This window comes from Microvirga soli (genome assembly GCF_016734765.1).
Lineage (GTDB): Bacteria > Pseudomonadota > Alphaproteobacteria > Rhizobiales > Beijerinckiaceae > Microvirga > Microvirga soli.
In genome coordinates this window covers 15550-41369 of sequence record NZ_JAERQE010000005.1, presented here as the reverse complement: position 1 = coordinate 41369, position 25820 = coordinate 15550, and the positions used below count along the sequence as shown (strand labels likewise).

The following is a 25820-nucleotide window of genomic DNA, read 5'->3' as shown; positions in this document are numbered from 1 at the left end:
CCGTCTAAGCTCTTCAGTGGATTAGAGTTTTAGATCATCTACCCAGCGAACACTGAATGAAATCCCATACCCACTTGCAATTTAATATAACGTTGCGTTATTTGTCGTAGCAGATTGTGAATCGAGGGGAGGGACCAAACCATGCCTGTTGTCGATAAGAGAGGCGAAACGCGCGTCAACACCAACCTCAACGATGTCCAGGAAGATTCTTCGATAGCCTATTTGGCAGACGGAGGCTGGATCGTCACATGGACCTCCAATGATCGCACTGCTGGGGGTGGCCAGAACATCTACCAGCAACGCTATGCGGCTGATGGAGCAAGAGTTGGCGTTGAGACAAGGGTGAATGACACAATCCCCAATGCTCAATACCAGTCCTCGGTTGCGGCCCTCAAGGGCGGCGGCTGGGTTGTTGTCTGGACCTCTGTTGGGAGCGACGGCAGTCTTGACGTTTACGCACGCTGCTACAATGCCTTCGGCAAGGAGGTCACTGGCGACATCCCGGTGAACAGTCCCTCAGCCACGGCACAATATACGCCGTCCGTTATTGGGCTTTCAAATGGCGGCTGGCTGGTGACATGGAGCTCAAACGGCCAAGATGGAAGTGACGCGGGCGTTTACCAGAAGCGCTATACGGCCCAAGGTCAAGAAGCCAGTGCCGAGGAGCAGGTCAACTCCACGACAGGCAATGCGCAAAGAGATCCTGTCACCGTACATCTGAACGGTGGTGGATGGATCGTCGTTTGGGAATCCATCAACCCTGTTGACAAACTATGGGGTGTGTATCAGCAGCGCTACAATGAGGATGGCACCAAGCGCGGCGGAGAGGTCAAGGTCAATGGCTTGAGCTCCACGGGCACACCCGATCCTGTCGTCACTGCCCTTGAAGACGGAGGATGGCTGGTTACCTGGATCTTTCGCAATTCTAATAGCGATGCGGAGGATATCTACCAACAGCGATTTGCAGCCGGTGGAGACGCCGCAGGGAAGGCCACTCTAGTCAACACCACGACAGCCGCGATCCAATCCGCTCCTTCTGTCGCCGGTCTCGCGGATGGCGGTTGGGTTGTTACGTGGATTTCAGAATGGCAGGACGGTTCCAGTTTCGGAATTATCCAGCAGCGCTACAATGTGGCCGGACAGGCTGTCGGTGGTGAGATCATTGTGAATACCACCACTGAAGCTCAGCAAGGTGAGCCTGCGGTTACATCTTTGTCCGATGGGGGATGGGTTGTTACCTGGTCCTCAGATTCCGACATCTATCAGCAGCGGTTCTCGGCGGAGGGCCAGAAGGTTGGGCCCACTACGCCCACAGGCCTGATTCTGACCGGACAGCCTGTGGCCGAAGGCGCCGCCATCTCTACGCCTGCAGGGCAGCTCAAAGTTAAAGCACTCGAGCCGGGTAATGACTACACCTTTACCTTGCTCAACGATGACGGCGGCCGCTTCGCTCTGAGTGCGTCGGGTGCGATCACGGTCAAGGATGGCTTCAGAATCGACTACGAGCAGGCGCAGTCGCACCGGATCAAGGTGCAGGTCAAGGATTCACTTGGTGCTTCGTACGAGCAGTGGGTAGAGATTCAGGTAGCGGATGTGGCCAGCGAGAACCTGACCGGTACGGCAGCCGCGGACACATTTTATGGCGGCCAGTTCGCTGACATCTTCAGGGGCAGTGGCGGCAATGACAGGATCGCGGGCGGATCGGGCAACGATCAGCTGGGCGGCGATCTCGGCAACGATGAGCTCAGTGGCGATTCAGGCAACGACAGGATCAACGGCGGACTTGGTAACGACCTGCTTCAAGGGGGCGTGGGCAAGGACGTGTTCGTGTTCGACACACGCGCTAACAAGCGCACGAACGTGGATAAGATCACCGACTTTCGTTCTCAGGATGACAGCATCCACCTGGACAACCTGTACTTCACCAAGCTGGGATCCGGCACCGCATCGAAGCCAAAGAAGTTCAAGAGCGATATGTTTGTGCAGAACAACAAGGCGAAGGATGCGGAGGACCGGATCGTCTACGACAAGAAATCCGGCAAGCTGTACTACGATCAGGACGGAACGGGATCGAAGGCGCAGATTCACATCGCGACGCTGACTAACAAAACCAAGCTCGCCTACCACGACTTCTACGTGATCTGAGGTCGGCAATGCGGCTGCAGCGAGGCTTATGCTTGCTGCAGCCTGGCACTCTACCCGCCCGCCTCCAGCGTGAACCCGGCTTTGAGCACCACCTGATAGTGGTGCACCTCGCCGTTCTCGACATGGCCGCGGGTTTGGGTGACTTCGAACCAGCGCAGGTTTCGCAAGGTCTCGTTCGCCCGCCGGATCGCGGTCTGAATGGCATCCTCGATGCTGGTCTCCGACGAGCCGACGAGTTCGACGATCTTGTAGACGTGGTCGCTCATGACGCGCTCCATGAATCCTGGAGGAAGGCGAGGCTCCATGGGTGTTCGGTGGAGCCTCGTCGGTTGGGTCAGACTCCCGTGCCCGCTGCGACCGTCTGGCGGACGGCGCCGATCTGCGCATCGAGATGGGTAACCAGATCGGCAGGCAGGTCCATCAACGCCACGAGGCGGTCGAGATAGGCCTTCTCTTCGGGCGTATCCGCGTCGCCGATGGCCACCCGCGAGGCCACATAGAGCTCAGCGGCCTGCTCCTTGGTCTTGGGGAGGCGGGCGATGGCGGCGGCGTCCGCAGGCTTGCCCATCATGTCGAGCAGGAAGCCTTTCTCCGCGTTGCCGAGGCCGAGCTGCTGGATCTGCTCCTGGATCCGGGTGCTTTCCTCGCCATCCAGGTGCCCGTCGGATTTCGCCGCCGATATCATGGCCTGCACGAGGGCGAGACCCATCTCATGGCCGTTCTTGTCCTTCTCCTCTTCGAGGTGGAAGCCGCTGCCGGCGGGCGGTTGCGCGGGTACGCTTCCAGGCCGCCCAGTGGCCGGCGCCTGATTGGCCTGCCAATCCTGATAAGCCTTGAAGGCAACGCTCGCGAGCACCGCGAGGCCACCAGCCTTCATCAGCGAGCCGCCCGCCGAGCGCCCGCCGCGGGAACCCAGGATCAGGGACAGGAGGCTTCCCGCCGCCAAACCGCCCATGCCGCCCGGAATCTGGGAGCCGAGGCCTCCGGATCCGCCGAGCATGCCGCCAAGGCCGCCTTGCTGCGGCCTGCGCCCATTGTGCGACCCCTGGCTGCGCATGAGGCCGTCGATGATGCTGCCGAGATTCATGGGTATTCTCCCTGTGCTTGATGATGTGCACCAGGAAAAGGCAGGGCAATTCCAAGAGTTCCGAAGGGCGGCGTTCACCGATTGGTTAGGAATTCAGACAGCTTGGTCGGAACTTGAGGCGCGTTCCCTGGTTGAGGAGCCGTCAGCTCGGCCGTTCGGACCGGGCGCAGGAAGGGAACCCCCGATGAACCTCAAGATCGCTCTTGTCGCCGGTGCCATGGCACTCGGCGTTGCCGGCTGCATGACGCCCATGACGTCAGCCCCGACCCCGGCCCCGATGGCCGTCACTACGGCGGCAGAATTCGTGCCGACCGCAGTTTCGTCCAATCTCCTGGAGATCGAGTCGAGCCAGCTTGCGCTCCAGCGCGCACGGAACCCCGAGGTGCGCCGCTTCGCCCGGCAGATGATCCGCGATCATAACCTCGCAACCCGCCGGATGGCGGCCGTCCTGCGCCGCTCCGGCCTGCCGATGCCGCAGCCTACGATGATCCCGCGTCACCAGCAGATGTTGGCTTCGCTCCAGACGGCGACCGATTTCGACTCAGCCTATATGGACCTTCAGGTCATGGCCCATCAGGAAGCCGTGGCCCTGTTCTCGTCCTACGCGTCCAACGGCGATGTTCCTCCGCTGGCGGCCTTTGCCCGTCAGACCCTGCCGAACCTGCAGATGCATCTGCAGCATGCGCAGAGTATCGCCGGAGGCGGCCGCGGCATGTAAATCCGCTTTTTTGCAAAGAGGCCGCCGGATTTCCCGGCGGCCTTTCGGTTTGTAGGGTCAGCCCTGCATTAACTCGATCCTATTGCCGACCGGGTCCTGAACGTAGAAGCGCCGGACCTCCGGAATGGAATCGTCCCACGTGGGTTCATGGCCCGCTTCCGACAGGAGCCGTGCCAGGGCATCGAGATCGGCGACGGCGATGGCCGGGTGTGCCTTGCGCGCCGGGCGGAAATCCTCCTCGATCCCGAGATGGATTCTCACCGAGCCGCTCTCCAGCCAGAGGCCCCGCGCTTGGCAAGCGCCCGAGGTTTCGGCACCTCCCTCATGCCGAGCAGGCCGGCATAGAACGCCCAGCATAGGTTTTCCGTACCTTCAGGAATAGCCAGCTGGACGTGATCCAAGCGCAGCATCACGCCTCTTTGCGGTAGGCCTGGATCTCCTGCTCGATGGCCCCGAAGATCGAGTGGCCAGCCTTGTCCTTCATCTCGATGCGGATCGTGTCGCCAAAGCGCATGAACGGCGTCTTGGCCTCTCCATGGACGAGGGTCTCCACCGTGCGCAACTCCGCCAGGCAGGAATAGCCCAGGCCTCCCTGCCCGATGGGCTTGCCCGGTCCGCCGCCCTCGTCCTTGTTGGAGACGGTGCCCGAACCGATGATCGTGCCGGCTCCGAGCGGCCGGGTCTTGGCCGCGTGGGCAATCAGGGTCGGGAAGTCGAAGGTCATGTCGGCGCCCGCATTGGGCTGGCCGAAGGGCTTGCCGTTGAGGGCGGAGAGCAGGGGCAGGTGCAGCTTGCCGCCATCCCAGGCGTCCCCGAGCTCATCGGGCGTGACCGCCACTGGCGACAGGGTGGAAGAGGGCTTGGCCTGGAAGAAGCCGAAGCCCTTGGCGAGCTCGTTCGGGATCAGGTTGCGCAGGGAGACGTCGTTGACGAGAACCACCAGCCGGATGGCGGCAGCCGCTTCCTCGCGGGTCGCGCCCATGCGCACGTCGCCGGTGATCACCGCCACCTCGGCCTCGAAGTCGATGCCATGCGCCTCGTCGGCCGCCGGGATCGGATCCCTTGGTCCCAGGAACGAGTCGGAGCCACCCTGGTACATGAGCGGGTCGGTCCAGAAGGAGGCGGGCATCTCGGCGCCCCGGGCTTTGCGCACCAGCTCCACGTGATTCACATAGGCCGAGCCGTCGGCCCATTGGTAGGCGCGGGGCAGGGGGGAGGCGCAGTCGTGTTCGTGAAAGCGGAAGGCCGGAACCGAGCCGTGCTCGAGCTGTTCGGCCAGATCACGCAGGCGAGGCTCGACTTTTTCCCAATCGTCCAGGGCTTGCTGGAGCGTCGGAACAATGAAAAATGCATCCGTCGCGCGGGTCAGGTCCTTCGAGACGACGACGAGGCGGCCATCACGGCCTTGATTCAGGGAGGAGAGCTTCATTGCCACCGACCGGTTTGTTATGGTCCACTCAACTTGCAACGAAATGCTTTCCGGGGAAACGCCAATGACGACGATGAAGAGAAGAAACTTTCTGAAAGGGGCCGGCCTCGCCGCGGCCGCCGGCACGGTGGCGGCTCCTGCGATCGCTCAATCGAATCCGGAAATCCGCTGGCGCCTGACCTCGAGCTTCCCGAAATCCCTCGACACCATCTTCGGCACCGCCCAGACCTTCGCGAAGTACATGGCGGACGCGACCGACGGCAAGTTCCAGATCCAGGTCTTTGCGCCGGGCGAGATCGTAGGCGGCCTGCAGGCCATGGATGCGGTGCAGAACGGCTCCGTGGAATGCGCCCATACCCCGACCTATTACTGGGTCGGCAAGGAGCCGGCGCTGGGCATGGGCACAGGCCTGCCCTTCAGCCTCAATGCCCGCCAGCTCCATTCCTGGTGGCATTTCGCCGGCGGCAAGGAGATCATCAACGAGATCCTGGCGAAGTATAACTGCACGTCTCTGGTCTGCGGCAATTCCGGCACGCAGATGGGCGGTTTCTTCCGCAAGGAGATCAACACCGTCGAGGACCTGAACGGCCTGAAGTTCCGCATCGGCGGCCTCGGCGGCATGGTGCTGGCCAAACTCGGCGTGGTGCCGCAGCAGATCGCACCCGGCGATGTCTATCCAGCGCTTGAGCGCGGCACGCTCGATGCGGCCGAATTCGTCGGCCCTTATGACGACGAGAAGCTCGGATTCCTGAAAGTCGCCAAATACTACTACGCTCCCGGTTGGTGGGAGGGTGGTGCCATGCTGCATCTCGTCGTCAACCAGCAGAAGTGGAACGAGCTGCCAAAGAACTATCAGGCCATCATGTCTAACGCCTGCGAGGCGGCGAACAACTGGATGCTGGCCAAGTACGACGCGGTGAACGGCCAGGCCCTGCGCCGCATGGTCGGTGCCGGCGCGGAACTGCGCACCTTCTCCCCGGCCATCATGGAGGCCTCTCTCAAGGCCGCCAACGAGCTCTATGCGGAACTCTCCGCCAAGGATGCGAACTTCAAGAAGGTCTACGATTCGATGGTGGCCTACCGCACCGATGTCCTGCCCTGGTGGCAGCTCAACGAATACGCCTTCGACACCTTCATGATCCGCACCCGCGGACGGGCCTGACCATGGCGCGCTGTCAGGCAAGGTTCGCGCTTTGCCTGACAGCCATTCTCCCATGTTTTGCTTCTCCTGCAGCGGCTCAGGACCTCGCTATTCCCGAGGTCACTTACCCAAGCCTGCCGCGGCAGGCTCAGACAGCAGAAGGATTCGTGCCACTGGGGTGGACGCTTGAGGTGCAATCGTCCGGCGACCTCAACCGAGATGGAAATCCTGATCTGATCCTCGTCCTGCGCCAGAACAACCCTGCAAATGTGATCGAAGATTTCGAGGGGCTTGGCGAGAAGCCGTTCGACACCAATCCACGCATTCTAGCCATTGCATTTCGTGACGGACTTTCGGGCAGATTCGATCTGCAGCTTGAGAACCATACCCTAATCCCCGGCCGCACAGAGCCCGTTGCCGATGACCCCTTCGACAAGGAGAGAGGAATTGCTGTCGTGCGGGATGGATTTCAGGTGCGCCTGAATTGGTTCATGATCGCGGGAGGGTGGGAGACTTTCAACACGACCTATACGTTCCGGCACAGATCCGGCGGCTTCGAGCTGATCGGCTACGACCGCAAGGAGACTCACCGGGGGAGCGGCGACATGACGTCGCTCAGCATCAACTACCTGACGCGAAAAGTGAAAAAGGCGACGGGGCACATCAGTCGCGATGCCGAAAAAACCCGTTGGCAGACACTCCCGCAGGGGCCGGTTCTAACACTGGAAGGCGTCGGCGATGGGCTGAGCTTCGAGCCCGCACTCTGATCCCGCCGAATTCGAACAGGCCCGGCTTGACGTTCCCTAGGGAAAATCTAGTTGCTTGTGCAACGAATTCTGGTATTGGTTGCATGGGCAACGAACGGAATGGCGATGGCGAGCGGATCTGCAGCGAGGAAGCCGGCTCCTGAGCCCTTGGTGGTTCTGGAGGATTTTCTGCCTTACAGGCTCAATGTGCTGGCTGGGCTCACGTCGAGCGCGCTCGCACAGATCTATGCCGAGCGGTTTGGCCTCTCGATCCCGGCCTGGCGCGTGATCGTGACCCTCGGGCAATATGAATGCCGCACGGCAAGGGATATGGCCCCCGACGGAGTCATGCACAAATCGACGGTTTCGCGGGCAGTTGCGGCGCTCGAAAAGCGCGGACTCGTCAAGCGCCGCCCGAATCTCGACGACCGCCGTGAGGAATGGCTCGCCCTGACGCCACAGGGACGGGCGATCTACGAGGCGGTGGCGCCGGAAGCCCTTGCCGTCGGGGAACGCCTGTTGTCGGTGCTGACTCCCCGGGAGCAGGAAACGCTCTCCACCTTGATCGACAAGCTGACCCAGCAGGCGCGGTTGCTGGCGCCACAGGATGCAGAAGGGGATGAGGCGTGAAGCTCTACACTTATTTCCGTTCGTCCGCAGCCTACCGGGTGAGGATCGCCCTTAACCTCAAGCGCGTCTCCCATGAGGCCGTGTCGGTGAACCTGCTGAAGGGGGAGCAGCGCGAGGCGGACTACAAAGCCCTCAATCCGCAAATGCGCGTGCCCTCCCTCGATATCGGCGAGACAACGCTGATCCAATCGCCGGCCATTCTCGAATATATCGACGAGGTCTATCCGGAGCCGCCGCTTCTGCCGATGGGTGCTGTGAACCGGGCAAAGGTTCGGGCTATCGCCAGTCTGATCGCCTGCGATATCCACCCGCTCAACAACTCCGGAACGCTCGGCTACCTCAAGAACCGCCTCGGGCACGATCAGGCTGCTGCCGACGCGTGGTATGCCCATTGGGTGCGCGAGGGCTTCGATGCCATTGAGACCATGCTCGGGCCGGGACCTTACGCGTTCGGGTCCAAAATCACGCTGGCCGATGTCTATCTCGTGCCGCAGGTCTTCAACGCGCGACGCTTTAATGTCCCGCTCGATGCCTATCCGAAGATCGTCGCGGTGGATGCGGCCTGCGCCGAACTCAAGGCTTTCCAGGATGCTGCACCGGCGAACCAGCCCGACGCTGCTTGATGAAGAATTACACTCGCCGAATGGCGGGTGCGCTGATTTCACACGCAATGGCCTCTCGTTCATCAGAGGCATACAGGAGGAAAACCATGGGACCGTTCCCGCACGATGCGCCCCCGGCCGAGATTTCCGAAGAGAACCCGATGGGGACTGATGGCTTTGAGTTCGTGGAATACTGCCATCCCGATCCGCAGGCCCTCGACCGCCTCTTCAAGACCATGGGCTTCAACGTCGTGGCCAAGCATCGTTCGAAGAACGTGCTTCTTTACCGGCAAGGCGATATCAACTTCATCGTCAATGCCCAGCCCGGCTCCTTCGCCGAGCGCTTCGCGTCCCAGCACGGTCCCTCCGCCCCGGCCATGGCCTTCCGCGTCGCCGATGCGAAATATGCCTACGATCGCGCGGTCTCCATGGGCGCCAAGCCGGTGCAGACTCAGGTCGGGCCCAATGAGCTCGAGATTCCGGCAATCGAGGGCATCGGCGGACTGCATATCTATTTCGTCGACCGCTACGGCGCGAAGGGGTCGATCTACGACGTCGATTTCGAATGGCTCGGCGAGCCCGATCCGAAGCCAAGGGGCGTTGGCCTGCATTACATCGACCACCTGACCCATAACGTCTATCGCGGACGGCTGAACGAATGGGCGGGCTTCTACGAGCGTCTCTTTAATTTCCGCCAGATCCGCTATTTCGACATCGAGGGCAAGCTGACGGGCCTGCACTCCCGCGCCATGACGAGCCCGGATGGCAAGATTCGCATCCCGATCAACGAGGATGCGGGCGAGACCGGGCAGATCGAAGAATATCTGCAGGAATACAAGGGCGAGGGTATCCAGCACATCGCGCTGGGCTCGCATGACCTCTACGAATCCATCGAGACACTTATCGAGGCCGGTCTCGAGTTCATGCCCGCGCCGAACGAGATCTACTACTCGCGCATCGACAAACGCCTTCCCAAGCACGAGGAGCCGTTGCACCGTCTCAGGAAGAACGGCATCCTCATCGACGGGGAGGGCGTGGTCGAAGGCGGCTTCACGAAGGTGCTGCTCCAGCGCTTCGGCAAGACGGCGATCGGGCCTATCTTCTTCGAGTACATCCAGCGCAAGGGTGATGACGGATTCGGTGAGGGCAACTTCAAGGCTCTCTTCGAATCCATCGAGGAGGATCAGATTCGCCGCGGCGTGATCGGCCCAAAGGTCGCCTGACCTTTACGAAAGTGTCGAAGGAGGCCGGAGACGCTCCGGCCTCTTTTTTGTCCACACGTCAGGCAGATCCCTCTACTGACACGACAAATTGTTCGATCGCCTGCGTGAGATCGCCATCGAGCGCAGGAGCATGTCCCTGGCCGGGAATCGTGATCGCCGTGAGCCGTGGATGCCTGTCTTGCATGGCCTGCACCGTCTCCTTTGAGAGCAGGTCCGAGTGCTCGCCACGGATAACGAGGAGAGGAAACGGCTTCAATCCCTCGAAGAGCGGCCATAGATCAGGCAGTGGCGCCTCGGGATCAGAAGGCTCAAGCGTCTTCATCAGGTTCGGGTCGTAATTGAGAACGAGTTGGCCGTCGGCCTCACGCCATGTGACGCGGGCCAAGGCCTGCCATTGTTCATCCGTGAAGGCAGGAAATTCGGATCCCGACATCTGTCGCAGAACCTGCACGGCTTCCTGCATCGTGCGCGGTGTCGGCAGCTTGCCGACATAGCCACGAATCCGGTTAAGTCCCCTGGCTTCAAGCACGGGGCCGATGTCGTTGAGAACCGCGCCGACAATCAGGGTCGGGCGGAGTGCGCTCAAGGCCATGGTGATCAATCCGCCCCTGGATGTGCCGACGAACACTGCCTTCTCAATGCCACTGACCGTCAGCACTTGCAGGACATCGTTCAGCTCGATCTTCACGTCGTAGTTGCGCCAGTCCTTGTCCCATTCGGAACGACCGCGGCCGCGATAATCCAGCGACAGGACACGGCGAGGACGCGCTGCGTCGCGGCTCAAGGCCATGGCGAGTTCGTGAAAATCCTCGGAGGACCGTGTCAGGCCCGAAAGGCACACGACCGGCGAGGTGCCGACGGTGCCAGGGTCATAGTCTCGGGCGTAAAGGCGCAGCCCGTCGGCTGCGGACACGAAGAGATCCCGGTAGGTGTCGCTCATCTTAATCCATGATCATTGGCCGTCGATGAGCGGCATCTTGCATCACTGGCTGATGCTTGTCGCGTCCGCCGTCGCTGGGGCCGCCGGTGAGGCCTTCTCGTTCAGGCGCTGCCGATAGACCCTCAGGTTCTCGAGAACACGCTGCACGTAGTTGCGGGTCTCGTAGAAAGGAATGCGTTCGATCCAATCGACCTCGTCCACGTCTGGCTTGCGCGGGTCGCCATAGGATCGGACCCATTTGATTACGTTGCCGCCGCCCGCGTTATAAGATGCGAAGGCAAGGATATGGGAGCCCTTCCAATCCTCCATCAATTCGCCCAGATGAGCCGAGCCGATCTTTGCGTTGTAGGAGGGATCTTCGATCAGACGCTTGAGATCGAACCCGACCCCGAAGCGCTTGGCCGTCCTCTTGGCAGTCTCCGGCATGAGCTGCATGAGGCCACGGGCTCCGGCGCTGGAGATGGCGCGCGGGTTGAAGGCGCTTTCCTGGCGGGCGATGGCATAGACCATGGCGGGCTCCACCTCGTCCCCGACAGACTGGAAGTCCGGAATGGCCGCCAGGGGATAGGCGTGCTGATCGAGCGGGAAGCCCCTCTGCAGGGCAATCTTGCCGATGGCGAGAACCGCCCGGGGATTCTGCTGTGACGTCGCGAGGCCCGCAAGCGCATCGAGCTGGCCGGGGTCGGTCAGGGTCTGGGCCAGATCGGTATAGAGGCCCATCGCCAGATCCTGCTCGCCGATCTGCTGCAGCAGTTGCACTGCCTGAACCGGAACGAGGGCGTCGAAGGTCTTGCGTTCGTCCTCCGTGAGGGGATCGACCTTCCTCAGGGCTATGGTGCGACCGAGCTTTTCCTGGGCCAGTTGGCCATAATAGGTCGTGGGCTGGTCGGCGGCGCGCTCGTAGAACAGGCGGGCGTTCTGAGCTTCGCCGATCGCCTCCGCGGCGCGGCCCTGCCAATAGGCGACGCGGGACAGGGAGATAGGGGTCGAGGCCGTCTTGGCGACGGCAGCAAAGTGCTGGGTCGCCTTCGCCGGCTCGTTCAGGAAGCGCAGGGCGATCCAGCCGGCGTGGAACTCCGCCTCGATCTGCTGCACCGGAGATTCTGCCGCGTGATGGCTTGCGACCTCATAGGCGGTCTTGGCGTCGCCCTTGTCGAGAAGCTCACGGGTGATCCGGCGCTGCTCGGCCCACCATTCATCGCCATCGACCCGCAGTTCCGGATCGCGCGGTGCCTGCATGATGATGCTGGCGGCCTCGACCAGGTTGTTGCTGCGGCGCTGGAGCAGGGCGCGGGAGAACAGGTAAGAGGGATCTTTCCTTAAGGAGACCGGCACGGCCGCGAAAGCCTTCTCGGCTTTCTTCTTGCCCTGGAACACGGCCATGCGCGCCTTGACGAGAAGCTCGTAATCCTTGCCGGCATGGGCCGCCGCCCGCTGTGCGCCGCCCCAGCTTTCCTTCAGGAGCAGCCGCTCCATGCGGAAGCGGTGATCGGCCTGAGTGAACACGTCGGGGAACTGGTCGAGGATCCGGCGCTCCACATCGGGGCCGAACGTGTCCTCGCGCCACACGTGGCGGATCCTGTCGTGAGCCTCTTGCTCGAGGCCGTCCGCCTTCAGGGCGAAGGCGAGGGCGATTCGCCCTCCCGGTGTGACGGGTGCCTGGTTGGTGAAGAAGAAGCGGACCTGAGGCGGCGAGCGGCGCTCGGCCAGCAAGGTGTCCTCGCTCCTGCGCCGGATCTGGTTCGTCACCGGCCAGTCCGGGTAGTCCTTGCGGAATGCCATGATCCGGTCGTAGGCGACAGGCGTGCCGCTGCGGATGGCGTACCACTCGACAAGAGCGCGGGCGGCCGGCTGGGTGAGCTTGGTCTTGAGGATCTCGACCTCGGTCAGATCGTTGTCCCGATGGGCCTTGAAGATCCCGGTGAGATGATCCAGGTCTCCTGGCACTGGATTGGCCGGAACGAAGGTTTCCAGGGAATTGACCTGCGGGGCTTCGATCTTCGAAGGAGATGTTTCGGTGGCTTGGACCGTGAGGGTGGAGAGTTGGACAAGCGCGACGGATGTCACAAGACCCATGAGAAGACGCATGTTGAGGCTCACCCGCTAACCCCTTTGCTGCCGCCCGTATCGCATTGTGACGACGTTTCTCTTGAGGAAACACTAAGAGCCGAGCTAGGACAACTCCCCGAAGGAACGTTTGCGCCCATGCGCCGCACCCCCTATGTGTTAAACCCTTGTGGCCTCTAGGACCCGGCGCGTTTTATCCGAGGAAGATTCATGACCCAATTCAAAGGCTCCATCACGGCCCTGGTGACCCCTTTCAAGGATGGTGCCGTGGATGAGGCGGCCTTCCGGTCCTTCATCAATTGGCAGATCCAGGAGGGCACCAGCGGCCTCGTTCCTGTGGGCACGACCGGAGAGACCCCGACGCTGAGCCACAAGGAGCATGACCGGGTCGTCGAGATCTGCGTCGAGGAGACGAAGGGCAGGGTGCCGGTGATTGCCGGCGCCGGGTCCAACAGCACCGCGGAGGCGGTGGCGTTCTCCAGGCACGCGGAAAAGGTGGGCGCCGACGCGGTGCTCATCGTCACGCCCTATTACAACAAGCCGACGCAGGAAGGCCTTTACCAGCACTACAAGGCGATCAACGACGCCGTCGGCATCCCGATCATCATCTACAACATTCCCGGCCGCTCCGTGATCGACATGTCGGTGGAGACGATGGCGCGCCTTTTCGAGCTGAAGAACATCGCCGGCGTGAAGGACGCCACCGCCAACATGGCACGGGTCAGCCTGCAGCGGCAGATGATGGGTCCGGAATTTATCCAGCTCTCGGGCGAGGATGCCACGGCTCTCGGCTTCATGGCCCATGGCGGGCACGGCTGCATTTCGGTCGCCTCCAACGTGGCGCCGCGCCTCTGCGCCGAGATGCAGAACGCATGCATGAACGGTGACTACGCCTCTGCCTTGAAGGTGCAGGATCGGCTCATGCCCCTGCACACGAACTTGTTCATCGAGACGAACCCGACGCCGGTGAAATACGCCGCGTCGCTCCTCGGCCTCATGGGGGACGATGTGCGCCTGCCGCTGGTGCCTGCCTCCGACAACGCGAAACAGGCCGTTCGCTCGGCCATGGTCCATGCGGGCCTGATCAACGCTTAAAAACAGAGCTCATGGCAAAAGACCCGAAAAGTCCCAACCGCGTCGTCGCCGACAACAGGAAGGCGCGGTACAATTATGAGATCATCGATACCTACGAGGCGGGGATTGCGCTCACCGGCACGGAGGTGAAATCCCTGCGTCAGGGGAAGGCGACCATCGGCGAGGCCCATGCCGGGCCCTCGGGGGAGGAATTCTATCTCTTCAACGCCTATATCCCCGAATACCTGCAGGCCAACCGCTTCAACCACGAAACCAAGCGACCCCGGCGCCTGCTCCTGCACAAGCACCAGATCAACAAGCTGATCGGCGCCACGCAGCGGGAGGGGTTCACGGTGATCCCGCTCAAGATCTACTTCAACGATCGCGGGCGCGCGAAGGTGGAGCTGGGCCTCGGCCGGGGCAAGAAGCTGCACGACAAGCGCGAAACGGAGAAGGAGCGCTCCTGGAACCGGGAGAAGTCCCGTCTCATGCGCGAGAAGGGCTGACGCAACGGCATTGTGCGCTAGATTTCCCTCCAGCTCGTTCAGGAGGAAGACATGGCGTCCGTGGCTCTGGTGTCGGTTCTCGGACCCGATCGGGTGGGGCTGGTTGCAGCCATTGCCGAGCACCTGTTCAACATCGGTGTGAACCTGCGGGACACGACCTTCGCATCCTTAGGCTCCGGGGCCGAGTTCGTGGCCCTGTGCGAGCTCCCGCCGGATGTGACGGCGGGCGACGTGGAGGCTGGTCTCAAGCAGCTTGCGGAACTTGAAGGCGCCGAGATCCGGGCGGTGCCCTACGCCTTCGATCCGAGCCCCGGCCCCGCGGGAAGCGTCACCCATCGCATCGCCATCAGCGGCGGCGACCAGCTCGGCCTCGTGGCCCGGCTGGCCGAGGTGTTCAAACAATACGAGGCCAATATCGTGCGCCTCGAGGCGCGCAAGCTGCCGGAGGCGGAGGGCGGGCTTTATGTGACGCGCTTCGCGGTCTCGATCCCGCCCGAGCGCACCGACCTGTGCTTGGCTACCGTCAGCAACACCGCCGGCGCTCTGGGGCTGAGCTGCCAGGTGGAAGAGAGTTCTCTCTGATCACAAATAGAAAATGGCCGGGACATGCCCGGCCATGATGCATTTCGCTCGATCGCCTCAGATGTCGAGCTCGTCGTCCTGGGGCTGGCGGATGCCGTAGCGGCTCTCGAGCGCGGGGCTGCGCGGCTGCGGGCGCGGGCGGTCCCCGTTCTCGTTCATGGGGCGCTGCGGGCGATCCGAGGGATCGCGGCCGATCCGGGATGCGAGCTGCGACAGGTCGAGGAACTCGTCCGCCTGCCGGCGCAGCTCGTCGGCCACCATCGGCGGCTGCGTGGTGACGGTGGACACCACCGAGACCCGAACGCCACGACGCTGCATGGCCTCGACGAGGGAGCGAAAGTCACCATCGCCGGAGAACAAAACCATGTGATCGATGAAGGGTGAGAGCTCGAGCGCATCGATGGCGAGCTCGATGTCCATGTTGCCCTTGACCTTGCGGCGGCCGGCGGAATCGACGAACTCCTTCGTCGGCTTCGTGACCACGCGATAGCCGTTGTAATCGAGCCAGTCGATCAGCGGGCGGATGGAAGAATATTCCTGATCTTCTACAAGGGCCGTGTAGTAAAAGGCGCGCACGAGCGAGCCACGGCCCTGAAATTCCTTCAGCAGGCGCTTGTAATCGATATCGAAGCCGAGAGTTTTCGTTGTAGCGTATAGGTTGGCGCCATCAATGAAGAGGGCGATCCGCTGCTGGCCTGACATAAGTATTCTCTATCTGTGTCTGCCGGAGCGGCCTAACAACCTTCATTATTCAAGCAACATCTATTATTTACGCAGGCAATAAAACTGCGCGAAAAATGTATGACGTGCCCCAGAACAGGCTGCTATTAACCCTTCGGACCAGTAATCCTGACAATGGAAAATACTTAATGGCGTGTAAATTCCAAGAGTCAAGTTGTCAGAACCAAGGCAGTCAAGCCATTGTGTGACAAATAAACAGCTATTTTGATTTCAGGCTTCGGCTGCCCGGTTTGATGGCCGGAAGAGCCGCCAGTTCGGGCGGCAACTGGTCCGGCGCGTAGGCCGGAATGTCGAGTTGAACCAGGGAGACGAGGGGCACGCCGAGATCCGCCTTGCCACCGGAGCGGTCGATGAGGCAGGCAGCTCCGAGGATCGTTCCGGGATGCTCCTGAAGAGACGTCAGGCATTCCCGAGAGGAAAGACCGGTCGTGACGATGTCCTCCACCATGACCACACGGGCGCCCTCCGGAATCGTGAACCCGCGGCGCAGAACGAAGACGCCGTTCTCGCGCTCGACGAAGATCGCCTTGGCGCCCAGATGCCGGGCCGTCTCATAGCCCGGCACGATGCCGCCGACGGCCGGCGAGACCACGTAATCGACAGCTCCGAATCTCTCCCTGATCTTGTCCGCCAGCGCCCGGCAGACCCGCTCGGTGCGTGCCGGGTCCTGAAACACGAACATCTTCTGCAGAAAGACCGGGCTGTGCAGCCCTGACGAGAGAATGAAGTGCCCCTCCAGCAGAGCGCCTGCGGACCGGAATTCTTCGAGAACGTCGTTCGGGGTCATGGCTTCTTGTCTCCTGCGTGAGCGCTTCTGGCAGGTGAGGGAGCGGGAGGCAAGGGCCTGCAGATCTGGTGTGAATCTGCGGCTGTAGGTTCCGCATGTGCGAGAGCGCACTTAAGCAATATAATAATATTGCAATAGAGGTCTGACTCACCAGCAAGGCACATAAACAAAGAAGGCCGGGGGCAAAATAGAATGATTCACGAGCGTATTAAGCTTCGGATTGTGATCATCTAAGCAGCAATTGCGGCTACGGCAACTGAAGCCATCATTGCTTCTGCCGGCCATATTATGCTGCGTCCCTGATGATCAATCCCGAGGACACACCCATGAAAAGTTCAGCGAAAGAACTTTTCCAGCGAACCGAAGGAACAGGATCATGGCAAACAGCAGTATGGCTTTGAGAGGCGCCCCCTCGACGCATTGCCCGATGGCCGATCAAAGCAGGCCTTCTGCTACGAGAATAGCGACTTCAACCAAGCTTTCCCGCGAGCAATCGGCATGTGCGTCATTGAGTAATCCTCAAGGCGCGGATTTGGAAGAGCCTGGTCATGATCAATCCATCGTCACGGTTTTGATAGAGCCGAACCCGCTCCTGCGTGAGGGTCTGCGCAGCATCCTGGCTGAAACGAGGTATAATCCGGCTGCCTTGGCCTCATCCTTGGAGGAGGTTGGCTCATTGCCAGTTCCCGAGGGTGGAGTAGGGGTCTTCATCATCGGTGCGGTGTACAACGATGACAATGACCACCGACAGGTCAAAGAGATCAAAGATCGTCATCCGTCAAATAAGGTTGTGATGCTGGTCGATAAGTATGACCTGCAGGAAGTTCTTGGCGCCTATCGTTCAGGCGTGGACGCATACCTGATCAAGTCGATCTCCTTCGAAGTTCTCCTGAAGACTCTTGATCTTGTGATACTGGGTGAGTCCGTCTTTCCCGCGGCGGTTCTCTGCTCCCAATCGGGCAAGGGCACTCCAGCCGATCTCAGGCCCTCGGAAATTCTGTCAAATCGAGAATTGGCGATCCTGCGATGCCTGATGGACGGCAGTCCAAACAAGGTGATCGCTCGCCAGCTTGATATTGTTGAAGCGACTGTGAAGGTCCACATCAAGGCGATCCTGCGTAAAATACGCGTTAAGAACCGCACGCAAGCAGCCGTATGGGGGATGAGTCACTTTGCGCTGGATGAAGATCCTTCTGCCAATGAGACGAGTTCCAGCTGAAGATCCCGTACCACGCCGGTCGACCCGCAGTGAATGCGTCAGCAGGATATGCTCAAAGATCAGGAAACCTCAGCCAGCCACCGGGGAAGCTCTGCCAGTGATGGCAGCTCCGCGAAGCGTGGGTTGTCGGTGGGAAGCGGCGCGTCCTCGTGTGCCCAGACCAGATGGAACGGGATGAGTGCCGCGTAACTGCCCGCTTCGAGCGCCGGCAGCACGTCCGAGCGCACGGAGTTGCCGGCCATGGCGGCGTGCTCCGGTCCGGCGCAGTGGCGCGAGAAGATGCGGGTGTAGGTATCCGCCTTCTTCTCGCTGACGATCTCGACGCCCGAGAAGAAGCTGCCGAGACCGGAGGCGGCGAGCTTCGTTTCCTGATGGAAGAGATCGCCCTTGGTGATCAGCACGAGCCTGTATTGCTCCGAGAGCGCTTGGAGAGCCTCGTGAACGCCGGGGAGGGGCTCCACGGGATGGTTCATGAGCTCACGCCCGATCGTTAGGATTTCGCCGAGGGCCTTGCCCGATATGTTTCCGTTGCTCACCTGGATAGCAGTTTCCATCATGGAGAGCGTGAAGCCCTTCGCCCCATAGCCGTAGAGGCCGAGGTTGCGCCGCTCCGTTGCCTCGATCTCCTCTTCGAGTTGCGTGGCATCGACGAAGTCGGCGAGCAGTTCGTTGAAGCGCTGGCGCGTCGATTGATAGAACGTCTCGTTGTGCCAGAGCGTATCGTCGGCATCGAGACCGAGAACGGAAATTGGCATGGAAAATTCCTGTAGTGACGATCAGTGGCGCTGTTGCGCCGCCTCTACGAAGGCGCTGAACAGTCTGTTGCCAGGGTTGTCCTGAGTCGCAAAGGCCTCTGGGTGCCACTGAACGCCGATGGCGAAACGCCGGGATGGGATCTCGACCGCCTCGATCACGCCATCGGGGGCTCTGGCTGAAATCACGGCTTGATCGGACACGGCAACGACTGCCTCCTGGTGGCGGCTGTTCACGTCGAGGCTCGTCGTGCCCACGATGCGCGACAGGATCGTGCCCGGCATCATCTCGACGGTGTGCATAGCCGCCCGGTCATCGTGGGTGAGAATGTGCGGGCCGCTTTTGCGCACCTCATGCACCATCCGTGCGCCATGGAGACAGGCGAGCATCTGCATGCCGTTGCAGATGCCAAGCACCGGCTTGTCGCGCTCAAGAAATCCCCGCATGAGGGCCTGCTCGATCTCAAGCCGCTCCGATGACGGATAACGCGACTCGTCGCCGGCAACATACCAGTCGCGGGGAAACCGGATGCGCCCGCCGACGCTCACGAAACCGTCGAACTCCTCCAAGACTGGTTCGATCATCTCCGGAATATAGGGGATTCCGAAGGGTAGGCCGCCGGCGCGCTGAACGGCGACGAAATAGGCTTTCGTGGTTTCGTAAAGGGTTCCGCCGCCGCTGGTGTTCTCATCCATGATGACGGCGATGCGGGGTTTGGCTGACATGCTGTTCTCGATTCTATCCGTTCATGCGGTCGACGCGGCTCACCACGCGCTTGGCGCGCAGCTCTGCGATGATGGCATTGAGATGCTTCAGGTCCCAGACCGTCAAGTCGATGGTCATGTCGGTGAAGTCCTGGGTGCGCCGTTTCATGGAGACGTTGTCGATGTTGCCGTCATGATCGGCGATCACCTGGGTGATCTGGGCGAGCGATCCAGGCTCGTTGATCGATTGCAGCTTGATGCGCGCCGGGAAGCGCTGGGTCGAGTCCGCCTCCAGGTCCCAGCGCACGTCGATCCAGCGGTCCGGCTCGTTGTCGTATGCCGCAAGCGACGGTGACTGGATCGGGTAGATCGTCACGCCTTCGCCGGGGGTCATGATGCCGACGATGCGGTCTCCCGGGACGGCGCCGCCTTCCGGCGCAAAGCGGATCGGCATGTCGGTGCTCAGTCCGCGGATCGGAATGCCGCTCCCATGCTCGCCGGCGCTCTTCCTGCCTGCGCCGTCGGGCTGTCCACTGCCCCTGCCATCGCTGCCGGCGCGCCGCTCCTCGAAATAATCGGGATAGACGGCCCGAACCACGTCGCCTGAGAACATCTCGCCGCGCCCAACCGCCGCCAGCACATCCTCGACCGAGATCCGCGCCAGCCGGGGCAGGGCGCCTTTCAGCTTCTCGTCGGAGAAGGGCCGGCCGGCGCGCTCGAAGGCGCGCTCCAGAATCTGATGGCCGAGGCCGGTATATTGCCGGCGCACCGCCGCGCGGGTGGCGCGCCGGATCGAGGCGCGCGCCTTGCCGGTGACCACCAGGGATTCCCAGGCAGCCGGAGGCGTCTGGCCTTCGGCGCGGACGATCTCCACCTCGTCGCCGTTCTGCAACTCGGTGAGCAGCGGCGACATGCGGCCGTTGATCTTACAGCCCACCGCAGTGTTGCCGACATCGGTGTGCACCGCATAGGCGAAGTCGATGGGCGTGGCGCCGCGGGGCAGGGCGATCAGGCGGCCCTTGGGCGTGAAGCAGAAGACCTGGTCGTGGAAGAGTTCGAGCTTTGTATGCTCCAGGAACTCCTCCGGGTTGTCGCCTTCCGCCAGCAGGTCGATGGTGCGCCTGAGCCACTGATAGGCCCGGCTTTCAGTAGCCAGGCGCGAATCGTCGTTGACGCCCTCCTTGTAGAGGGCATGGGCCGCGATGCCGTATTCCGCCACCTCTTCCATGCCCTCGGTGCGGATCTGCAGCTCGACGCGCTGGCTGCCCGGCCCGATCACCGTGGTGTGGATCGAGCGGTAGTCGTTCTGCTTCGGGGTCGAGATGTAGTCCTTGTACCGGCCCGGCACCATGGGCCAGCTGGTATGCACGATGCCAAGCGCCCGATAGCACTCGTCGATGGTTCCGACGATGATGCGGAAGGCGAAGATGTCGGAGAGCTGCTCGAAGGAGACGGACTTGCGCTCCATCTTGCGCCAAATGGAATAGGGCCGTTTCTGACGTCCCGACACGACCGCCTCGATTCCCTGAGCGCGCAGCTTCGTGGTCAGGGTCCGTTCGATCTCCTCGACCAGCTTCTCGCTCTTGGCCGAGAGCTCGCCCAAATGGCGTCGGATGGCCTCATAGGCCTCCGGATCGAGATTCTGGAAGGATAGCTCTTCCAGTTCCTCGCGCATCTCCTGGATACCCATGCGGCCGGCGAGCGGCGCATAGATGTCGAGAGTTTCCTCGGCGATGCGCTTGCGCTTTTCCGGCGGCATGAACTGGAGCGTGCGCATGTTGTGCAGGCGATCGGCGAGCTTGACCAGAAGCACGCGCACATCGTCGGCGACGGCGAGCAACAGCTTGCGGAAGTTCTCCCCTTGAGCCGCGCGCTTCGACACGAGGTCGAGCCGCTTGATCTTCGTGAGGCCGTCCACAAGGGCGCCGATCTGGGGGCCGAAGGTCTTGTTGATCTCTTCGAGCGTCGCTTCGGTATCCTCCACAGTGTCATGGAGCACCGCAGCAGCGATGGTCGCCTCGTCGAGCTTCATGTCGGTGAGAATGGCCGCCACTTCGAGGGGATGGCCGAAGAACAGGTCGCCGGACGCGCGTTTCTGGGTGCCGTGAGCCATCATGGCATACACGTAAGCGCGGTTGAGAAGCGCCTCGTCGGCCGAGGGGTTGTAGCGCTTCACCCGCTCGACGAGTTCATACTGGCGCATCATGCGGCCGACATCTCCCTAGGGCCCGGTCTCTGGCAGAAAGTATTGAAGATATTGTACAATGTCTCTGCACCGCAAGCCGAATACCTTGCCGCAGGGCAGGGATAACGGGTCGTGGTTAAGCCATGCAACAAAAAAGCCCGGCTCAGGGCCGGGCTTTCGATAAAGGCTTTAGGAGCGCTTATTCGCGGTCGTCGTCGTCCGCGCTGCTGCTCGGGGGCACGAGGCCTTCCAGGCCGCGCAGAAGGTCGTCCTCGCTCATGCGGTCGAACTGCACGTCCGCGTCGTTGTCGCTGCCCGTGGACGGGGCCGCGGCGGTGTTGCTGAGCATCGGAACGGCCTCGGCCTCCGGCTCGTCCACCTCGACATACTTCTGCATGGAGTGGATGAGCTGCTCCTTCAGGTCGTCCGGAGCGATGGTCTCGTCCGCGATCTCACGAAGGGCCACGACCGGGTTCTTGTCGCGGTCGCGATCGATCGTCAGCGGCGAGCCCGACGAAATGAGGCGGGCCCGGTGGCTGGCCAGCAGCACGAGCTCAAACCGGTTGTCGACCTTGTCGATGCAGTCTTCGACGGTCACGCGAGCCATGCGGGGCTCCTTCTTCAGGTTCAAGGAATATCGGAAGAGGGACCGGATACACCGGTTGCCTTAAGAAAACAAGAGGATGCGTTCTGCCGCAGGGGCTTATGCCCAAGCCGGGGCAGGTGCGAGGGCGCACGGCGTGGGTACTCCGGGCTGGGTAGAGTTTCCCAAGGTCAAGCCTGGGGAGGGCTGCTCTTGGGAGCCTTAAGATACGTTCTGCGAAGTCTCGCTCATGCCTTGGGCAATGTCCTGAGGCATCTGAGCCTGCAAAGGCCCCCGGTGAACCGGCAGATGCTGCGAGGGTGGCGGCGCCTGATCTGATCACAGGTCAAGTGCGGAGCAGCGCGCCCTTCGCCTTGACTCCTCGCCCTCCGGGTGCGAGTCCCGCGCAAATTCGATAATCGAGGGAACCGTTCCTGATGAAGCGCGCATTCATTTTCCCCGGACAAGGAAGCCAGACGGTCGGAATGGGCAAGGCCCTGGCCGAGGCCTTCCCGCAAGCCAAGGCGGTCTTCGACGAGGTGGATGAGGCTCTGTCTCAGAAGCTCTCCACCCTCATGTGGGAGGGGCCGGCCGAGGAACTGACCCTCACGGCCAACACCCAGCCGGCCCTAATGGCGGTGAGCCTTGCGGCAATCCGCGTCCTGGAGGCCGAGGCCGGTCTCGATCTGAAGCAGCATGCCGCCTTTGTGGCCGGCCATTCGCTGGGCGAGTATTCGGCGCTTGCCGCCGCCGGCAGCCTGTCGATTTCCGATACGGCCCGGCTTCTGAGGATCCGCGGCAACGCCATGCAGAATGCCGTTCCCGTGGGGCAGGGCGCCATGGCGGCGCTTCTGGGTCTCGAATACGATGCCGCCCTCGAGGTTGCCCGCGAGGCGGCTGAAACAGAGGTTTGCGACGCGGCCAACGACAATGGCGGGGCCCAGGTGGTGGTGTCCGGCCATAAGAGCGCCGTCGAGCGGGCCGTGGCCATTGCCCAGACCAAGGGCGCCAAACGCGCCGTGATGCTAGCCGTGTCCGCTCCCTTCCATTGCGCCCTCATGCAGCCGGCGGCCGACGCCATGCGCGAGGCCCTGGACCGGGTGACCGTGAATGCTCCCGTGATTCCGGTGGTGGCCAATGTGGAGGCCGCTCCCATCACCGATCCCTCGGCGATCCGGAACGCCCTTGTTCGCCAGGTCACCGGCACGGTGCGCTGGCGCGAGAGCGTGGCCTTCATGGCAGCCCAGGGCGTCGATTCCTTCTATGAGGTTGGTTCCGGCAAGGTGCTGACCGGCCTCGTGAAGCGCATTGCGGCCGGTGCTTCGTCCGCCGCCATCGGAACCCCTGAGGACATCGCCGCCTTCAAGGCGTCCCTGAACGGATAAGAGGAAACCCCGCCATGTTCGATCTCACCGGCCGCAAGGCTCTCGTCACCGGCGCCACGGGCGGCATCGGCGGCTCCATCGCCCGCGCCCTCCATGCCCGGGGTGCAACCGTCACCCTCTCCGGCACCCGCCGGGCAGCCCTCGATGAGCTTGCCTCGTCGCTGGGCGAGCGGGTCCATGTGGTTGAGGCCAACCTTGCTGACAAGGACTCGGTCGAGGCCCTCGTTCCGGCCGCCGAGGCGGCCATGGAAGGGCTCGACATCCTGGTCAACAACGCCGGCGTCACCAAGGACAACCTCTTCATGCGCATGAAGGACGAGGAGTGGGACACGGTGATCGCCGTGAACCTCACCGCTTCCTTCCGCTTGTCGCGGGCGGCCGTGAAGAACATGATGCGCCGCCGCTACGGCCGCATCGTCAATATCGGCTCCGTGGTGGGCTCCACCGGCAATCCGGGGCAGGGCAACTATGCCGCCTCCAAGGCCGGCCTGATCGGCATGACCAAGGCGCTTGCCGCCGAGGTGGCAAGCCGCAACATCACCGTGAACTGCGTCGCTCCGGGCTTTATCGAGTCGCCCATGACGGACGTGCTTAACGAGAAGCAGCGCGAGGGAATCCTGGGAACGATCCCTATGGGGCGGCTGGGCCAGGGCGAGGAGATCGCTTCTTCGGTGGTTTATCTCGCATCGACCGAGGCCGCCTACGTGACGGGCCAGACCCTGCACGTGAATGGCGGAATGGCTATGTTCTAAAGGAACTTATAGCCGTTTCCGGAATCTGTTTGCAGGCGCCGTTCGCCTCTCGCCAGATCGGATAAGCTTGTGTTAAGCATGATCCCGATCAGGTCAAAGGGGTTGACCGGCGCTTAAAAATACGGCTTTGCACGGCGCAGGGTAGCCGTTTCAGCGTTGTCAGCTGAGCAGCTGATCTATTTTGATTTCTTTCAATCCGCCCAATCCTGAGGCGGCAGCCACTGAGGAAAAAACGATGAGTGACGTCGCTGATCGCGTGAAGAAGATTGTTGTCGAGCACCTCGGCGTCGAAGCCGACAAGGTGGTCGAGAACGCGAACTTCATCGACGACCTGGGCGCCGACAGCCTTGATACGGTCGAGCTGGTGATGGCGTTCGAAGAAGAGTTCAACGTCGAGATCCCGGACGACGCGGCTGAGACCATCGTGACGGTCGGCGACGCTGTCCGCTTCCTCGAGAAGAACGCAGCCTAAGAGCTGAAGGGGCGTCGGGTGACTCATCCGACGCCCGAATTATATCAACCGATAGGGCAGAAATTCATGCGCCGGGTAGTTGTCACAGGTCTTGGCATGGTCACTCCGCTGGGCAGCGGGGTCGATGCCACATGGTCGCGCCTCGTCGAGGGGCAGAGCGGCGCCGGCAAGATCACGGATTTCCAGGTCGACGACCTGGCCTGCCAGATCGCCTGCCAGATCCCGCGCGGCGACGGCACTGACGGCACCTTCAACGCCGACGAGTGGATGGAGCCCAAGGAGCAGCGCAAGGTCGATCCCTTCATCGTCTATGCGATGGCAGCTTCGTCTCAGGCTCTTCGTGACTCCGGCTGGGAGCCGAAGACCTATGAGGAGCAGTGCGCCACAGGTGTGCTGATCGGCTCCGGCATCGGTGGCATCGGCGGCATCTACGAGGCCTCCGCCACCCTCATCGAGCGCGGCCCGCGCCGCATCTCGCCCTTCTTCATTCCCGGCCGCCTGATCAACCTGGCTGGCGGTTACGTTTCCATCGAGCATGGCCTGAAGGGCCCGAACCATGCAGTCGTCACCGCCTGCTCCACCGGCTCGCACGCCATCGGCGACGCAGCCCGCCTGATCGCGCTCGGCGATGCGGATGTGATGGTGGCCGGCGGTACGGAATCCCCTGTCAACCGCCTCTCCATCGCGGGCTTTGCCGCCTGCCGGGCTCTTTCCACGGGCTACAACGACACGCCCGAGAAGGCCTCGCGCCCCTACGACAAGGACCGTGACGGCTTCGTCATGGGCGAGGGGGCCGGCATCGTGGTGCTGGAAGAATACGAGCACGCCAAGGCCCGCGGTGCCAAGATCTATGCCGAAGTCATCGGCTACGGCCTGTCGGGCGATGCCTACCACATCACGTCGCCGTCCGAGGACGGCGACGGCGCCTATCGCTGCATGGCCGCCGCCCTGAAGCGCGCCGCCATCGACGTGTCCGAGATCGACTACGTCAACGCCCATGGAACCTCGACGCCGCTCGGCGACGAGCTTGAGCTGAAGGCTGTCGAGCGGATTGTGGGCAATGCCGCCGGCAAGCTCTCCATGTCGTCCACCAAGTCGGCCATCGGCCACCTGCTCGGCGCTGCCGGTGCCGTCGAGGCGATCTTCTCGATCCTGGCCATCCGCGACGGCATCGTCCCGCCGACCATCAACCTCGACAACCCCTCGGTTGAGACGGCCATCGATCTCGTGCCGAAGCAGGCCAAGCGCAAAGAGATCAATGTAGCCTTGTCGAACTCCTTCGGGTTCGGCGGAACTAACGCTTCGCTCATTCTTCGTCGCGTATCCTGAGACCGGCAAGGGCCTCTTAC

Annotated in this window: 27 protein-coding genes; 15 read left to right on the top strand and 12 right to left on the bottom strand. The window is 62.0% G+C overall.

Features of this window, described 5'->3' with window-relative positions; genetic code table 11:
- Positions 1-141: 141 nt before the first annotated feature.
- A complete protein-coding gene (locus JKL45_RS06880) occupies positions 142-2145 on the top strand; it encodes a M10 family metallopeptidase C-terminal domain-containing protein (RefSeq protein ID WP_201860376.1) in 2004 nt (667 codons plus the stop codon).
- A 50-nt stretch (positions 2146-2195) separates the two neighbouring features.
- On the opposite strand, the gene JKL45_RS06875 is transcribed toward JKL45_RS06880, so the two are convergent.
- Positions 2196-2411: a dodecin gene (locus tag JKL45_RS06875; protein WP_201860375.1), complete on the bottom strand. Its 216-nt coding sequence runs from the start codon at positions 2409-2411 to the stop codon at positions 2196-2198.
- A 68-nt stretch (positions 2412-2479) separates the two neighbouring features.
- The gene (locus JKL45_RS06870) at positions 2480-3232 is read right to left on the bottom strand and encodes a tellurite resistance TerB family protein (protein ID WP_201860374.1); all 753 of its coding nucleotides are present in this window, start codon (positions 3230-3232) and stop codon (positions 2480-2482) included.
- 184 nt (positions 3233-3416) lie between these two features.
- On the opposite strand from JKL45_RS06870, the gene JKL45_RS06865 reads away from it, so the two are divergent.
- Positions 3417-3950, top strand: a complete 534-nt coding sequence (locus JKL45_RS06865) for a DUF4142 domain-containing protein (RefSeq protein ID WP_201860373.1) — start codon at positions 3417-3419, stop codon at positions 3948-3950.
- Between the two features lie 57 nt (positions 3951-4007).
- On the opposite strand, the gene JKL45_RS30765 is transcribed toward JKL45_RS06865, so the two are convergent.
- Positions 4008-4211, bottom strand: a complete 204-nt coding sequence (locus JKL45_RS30765) for a VOC family protein (RefSeq protein WP_376771011.1) — start codon at positions 4209-4211, stop codon at positions 4008-4010.
- 148 nt (positions 4212-4359) lie between these two features.
- Positions 4360-5379, bottom strand: coding sequence for a fumarylacetoacetate hydrolase family protein (locus JKL45_RS06855; RefSeq protein WP_201860372.1), 1020 nt, complete (start codon positions 5377-5379; stop codon positions 4360-4362).
- A 73-nt stretch (positions 5380-5452) separates the two neighbouring features.
- Between JKL45_RS06855 and JKL45_RS06850 the strand changes: the two genes are divergently transcribed.
- The 5 genes from JKL45_RS06850 (at position 5453) to hppD (ending at position 9721) form a co-directional block, all read left to right on the top strand.
- Positions 5453-6541 (top strand): TRAP transporter substrate-binding protein, encoded by a 1089-nt coding sequence (locus tag JKL45_RS06850; protein ID WP_201860511.1) that lies wholly within the window; start codon positions 5453-5455, stop codon positions 6539-6541.
- Between the two features lie 146 nt (positions 6542-6687).
- On the top strand, positions 6688-7287 hold the full coding sequence (locus JKL45_RS06845; RefSeq protein ID WP_201860371.1) for a hypothetical protein: 600 nt from the start codon (positions 6688-6690) through the stop codon (positions 7285-7287).
- A gap of 105 nt (positions 7288-7392) precedes the next feature.
- A complete protein-coding gene (locus tag JKL45_RS06840; protein WP_201860370.1) occupies positions 7393-7896 on the top strand; it encodes a MarR family winged helix-turn-helix transcriptional regulator in 504 nt (167 codons plus the stop codon).
- Positions 7893-8519: a maleylacetoacetate isomerase gene (gene maiA / locus JKL45_RS06835; protein WP_201860369.1), complete on the top strand. Its 627-nt coding sequence runs from the start codon at positions 7893-7895 to the stop codon at positions 8517-8519. Before JKL45_RS06840 ends, maiA begins: the two co-directional genes overlap by 4 nt.
- Positions 8520-8605: 86 nt before the next feature.
- Entirely contained in the window at positions 8606-9721 is a 1116-nt protein-coding gene (hppD, locus tag JKL45_RS06830) for a 4-hydroxyphenylpyruvate dioxygenase (RefSeq protein ID WP_201860368.1), read from the top strand.
- Between the two features lie 58 nt (positions 9722-9779).
- Here the strand turns inward: hppD and JKL45_RS06825 are convergent, their stop codons facing one another.
- A complete protein-coding gene (locus JKL45_RS06825; protein ID WP_201860367.1) occupies positions 9780-10661 on the bottom strand; it encodes an alpha/beta fold hydrolase in 882 nt (293 codons plus the stop codon).
- A 42-nt stretch (positions 10662-10703) separates the two neighbouring features.
- Positions 10704-12749 carry a lytic transglycosylase domain-containing protein gene (locus JKL45_RS06820; protein WP_201860366.1) on the bottom strand — a complete coding sequence of 682 codons (2046 nt, stop codon included), beginning with the start codon at positions 12747-12749 and terminating at the stop codon, positions 10704-10706.
- Between the two features lie 189 nt (positions 12750-12938).
- Between JKL45_RS06820 and dapA the strand changes: the two genes are divergently transcribed.
- Genes dapA through JKL45_RS06805 form a run of 3 tightly spaced genes read left to right on the top strand, consistent with a single transcriptional unit; the run spans position 12939 to position 14890 of the window.
- On the top strand, positions 12939-13823 hold the full coding sequence (gene dapA / locus JKL45_RS06815) for a 4-hydroxy-tetrahydrodipicolinate synthase (RefSeq protein WP_201860365.1): 885 nt from the start codon (positions 12939-12941) through the stop codon (positions 13821-13823).
- An 11-nt stretch (positions 13824-13834) separates the two neighbouring features.
- Positions 13835-14308 carry an SsrA-binding protein SmpB gene (gene smpB / locus JKL45_RS06810; RefSeq protein WP_201860364.1) on the top strand — a complete coding sequence of 158 codons (474 nt, stop codon included), beginning with the start codon at positions 13835-13837 and terminating at the stop codon, positions 14306-14308.
- Between the two features lie 51 nt (positions 14309-14359).
- Positions 14360-14890 carry a glycine cleavage system transcriptional repressor gene (locus tag JKL45_RS06805; RefSeq protein ID WP_201860363.1) on the top strand — a complete coding sequence of 177 codons (531 nt, stop codon included), beginning with the start codon at positions 14360-14362 and terminating at the stop codon, positions 14888-14890.
- 57 nt (positions 14891-14947) lie between these two features.
- On the opposite strand, the gene JKL45_RS06800 is transcribed toward JKL45_RS06805, so the two are convergent.
- Together JKL45_RS06800 and pyrE are read right to left on the bottom strand one after the other, a co-directional pair.
- Positions 14948-15592 carry a LabA-like NYN domain-containing protein gene (locus JKL45_RS06800; RefSeq protein ID WP_201860362.1) on the bottom strand — a complete coding sequence of 215 codons (645 nt, stop codon included), beginning with the start codon at positions 15590-15592 and terminating at the stop codon, positions 14948-14950.
- 238 nt (positions 15593-15830) lie between these two features.
- The gene (pyrE, locus tag JKL45_RS06795) at positions 15831-16418 is read right to left on the bottom strand and encodes an orotate phosphoribosyltransferase (protein ID WP_201860361.1); all 588 of its coding nucleotides are present in this window, start codon (positions 16416-16418) and stop codon (positions 15831-15833) included.
- Positions 16419-16794: 376 nt separating this feature from the next.
- On the opposite strand from pyrE, the gene JKL45_RS06790 reads away from it, so the two are divergent.
- Positions 16795-17637 carry a LuxR C-terminal-related transcriptional regulator gene (locus JKL45_RS06790; protein ID WP_201860360.1) on the top strand — a complete coding sequence of 281 codons (843 nt, stop codon included), beginning with the start codon at positions 16795-16797 and terminating at the stop codon, positions 17635-17637.
- Between the two features lie 59 nt (positions 17638-17696).
- Here the strand turns inward: JKL45_RS06790 and JKL45_RS06785 are convergent, their stop codons facing one another.
- The 4 genes from JKL45_RS06785 to rpoZ all read right to left on the bottom strand — a co-directional run bounded on the left by JKL45_RS06785 (position 17697) and on the right by rpoZ (position 21886).
- Complete coding sequence (locus JKL45_RS06785; RefSeq protein WP_201860359.1) at positions 17697-18392, bottom strand: HAD family hydrolase; 696 nt, start codon at positions 18390-18392, stop codon at positions 17697-17699.
- Positions 18393-18413: 21 nt separating this feature from the next.
- Positions 18414-19115 (bottom strand): gamma-glutamyl-gamma-aminobutyrate hydrolase family protein, encoded by a 702-nt coding sequence (locus tag JKL45_RS06780; RefSeq protein WP_201860358.1) that lies wholly within the window; start codon positions 19113-19115, stop codon positions 18414-18416.
- 13 nt (positions 19116-19128) lie between these two features.
- Positions 19129-21300 (bottom strand): RelA/SpoT family protein, encoded by a 2172-nt coding sequence (locus JKL45_RS06775; protein ID WP_201860357.1) that lies wholly within the window; start codon positions 21298-21300, stop codon positions 19129-19131.
- 178 nt (positions 21301-21478) lie between these two features.
- A complete protein-coding gene (gene rpoZ, locus JKL45_RS06770) occupies positions 21479-21886 on the bottom strand; it encodes a DNA-directed RNA polymerase subunit omega (protein WP_190847473.1) in 408 nt (135 codons plus the stop codon).
- Between the two features lie 413 nt (positions 21887-22299).
- On the opposite strand from rpoZ, the gene fabD reads away from it, so the two are divergent.
- From fabD to fabF, 4 genes are all read left to right on the top strand, one after another.
- Positions 22300-23247: an ACP S-malonyltransferase gene (gene fabD / locus JKL45_RS06765; RefSeq protein ID WP_201860356.1), complete on the top strand. Its 948-nt coding sequence runs from the start codon at positions 22300-22302 to the stop codon at positions 23245-23247.
- 14 nt (positions 23248-23261) lie between these two features.
- On the top strand, positions 23262-23999 hold the full coding sequence (gene fabG, locus JKL45_RS06760) for a 3-oxoacyl-[acyl-carrier-protein] reductase (protein WP_201860355.1): 738 nt from the start codon (positions 23262-23264) through the stop codon (positions 23997-23999).
- A 235-nt stretch (positions 24000-24234) separates the two neighbouring features.
- The gene (locus JKL45_RS06755) at positions 24235-24471 is read left to right on the top strand and encodes an acyl carrier protein (RefSeq protein WP_036347903.1); all 237 of its coding nucleotides are present in this window, start codon (positions 24235-24237) and stop codon (positions 24469-24471) included.
- 66 nt (positions 24472-24537) lie between these two features.
- Positions 24538-25800, top strand: coding sequence for a beta-ketoacyl-ACP synthase II (gene fabF, locus JKL45_RS06750; RefSeq protein ID WP_201860354.1), 1263 nt, complete (start codon positions 24538-24540; stop codon positions 25798-25800).
- The last annotated feature ends 20 nt before the right edge of the window (positions 25801-25820 follow it).